The 1,543-nt window shown below is 73.3% G+C and carries 1 protein-coding gene; it reads left to right on the top strand.

The features are described 5' to 3' along the window. Positions 1–1,499: TOMM precursor leader peptide-binding protein (locus tag B9S61_RS05360; RefSeq protein WP_103541156.1), on the top strand; the 1,499-nt coding region annotated here is incomplete at its 5' end. Positions 1,500–1,543 lie beyond the last annotated feature (44 nt).

Below are 1,543 nucleotides of genomic sequence, written 5' to 3'. Positions count from 1 at the left end.
CCCAGGTGACCCGGATCGATCTGACGAACCTGCTGGCCAGGACGTATCCGCTGCTCGCCGACCCGCTCTGCCCCGACTGCGGCCCGCCGGCCCGGGCCCAGACCCGGGAGAGCGTCCGGCCGCTCACCGCCCTCCCGCGCCCCAAGCCCGACTCCGGCGGCTACCGGCTGCGCCCGGCGTCCGCCCACCCGCTCCCCACCGACGCCCTGGCCAATCCGGTGTGCGGCGCGCTGGGGGCCGGCACCTGGACCGACGTCACCTCGTCGACCACCGCCCCGGTGGCGGGCAGTGTGTTCATCCGGGGGTACGCCGGACTCCACGACGTCACCTGGAGCGGGCAGGAGAACTCCTTCGCCACCAGCCGCCGGCTGGCCTTCCTGGAGGGTCTGGAGCGGTACGCGGGCACCCATCGGCGCGGCGGCGTCGCGCCGGTCGTCGGCTCGTACGCCGAGCTGCGGACCGACGCGGTCGACCCCGCCGTCTGCGGTCTCTACAGCGCGGAGACCTACCGCACCGACCCGTCGGTCGAACCCTTCGACCCGGACCGGGCCATCCCCTGGGAATGGGGGTGGTCGCTGCGCGACGAACGGCCGGTGCTGGTGCCGTCGCGGCTCGTCCACTACAGCCTCGCGACGGCCCGGGACAACTTCGTCTTCGAGTGTTCCAACGGCTGCGCGATCGGCGGCTGTCTGGAGGAGGCGGTCCTCGGCGGCCTGCTCGAACTCGTCGAGCGCGACTCCTTCCTGATCGGCTGGTACGGCGCGGTCCGGCTGCCCCGTATCGACCTGTCGACGGTCGGCGGACTCACGGTCCCCGCGATGACCGAACGGGCCGCCCTGCAGGGCTACGACGTGTACGCCTTCGACAATCGCGTCGATCTGGCGATCCCGGCGGTGACGGCGGTCGGGGTCCGCCGGGACGGGGGCCCGGGCACTCTCACCTTCGCGGCCGCGGCCTCCCTCGACCCCCGGTCCGCGGTCGAGGGCGCCCTGTCCGAGGTGCTCAGCTACATCCCGCATCTGTCCCGGCAGACCGCCGAACGACGGGACGAACTGGAGGCCATGGCCGACGACTTCTCCCTGGTGCGGCACCTCAAGGACCATCCCCAGCTGTACGGGCTGCCGCGCATGGCCGGCTACGCCCGCGGTTACCTCGAACCGGCCGGGGCCCGCCCCTTCGAGGAGGTGTACCGGGAGTGGGAGGCGGCTGGACGGCCCCGCACGGGTGATCTGCGGGACGACGTCGCCGTGGTCCGGGACGCACTGGTCCGGGCCGGTCATGACGTCATCGTGGTCGACCAGACCTCGCCCGAGCAGGAACGGATGGGGCTGCGGACGGTCAGTACGGTGGTTCCGGGACTGCTGCCGATCGACTTCGGCTGGAACCGGCAGCGGGCCCTGCTGATGCCCCGGCTGCGCACGGCGCCGCGCCGTGGCGGGCACCGGGACCACGACCTCACCGACGCCGAACTCCTGCGGGCCCCGCACCCGTTCCCGTGATCCCGGCCGCCCTTTTTCATGTTCCCCGGTCGCCGGCCGCTCCC

The sequence above is a fragment of the Streptomyces sp. SM1 genome (genome assembly GCF_002910825.1).
Lineage (GTDB): Bacteria > Actinomycetota > Actinomycetes > Streptomycetales > Streptomycetaceae > Streptomyces > Streptomyces okerensis.
The sequence above is the reverse complement of the archived record's forward strand: the minus strand, read 5'-3'. Positions and strand labels throughout refer to the sequence as shown.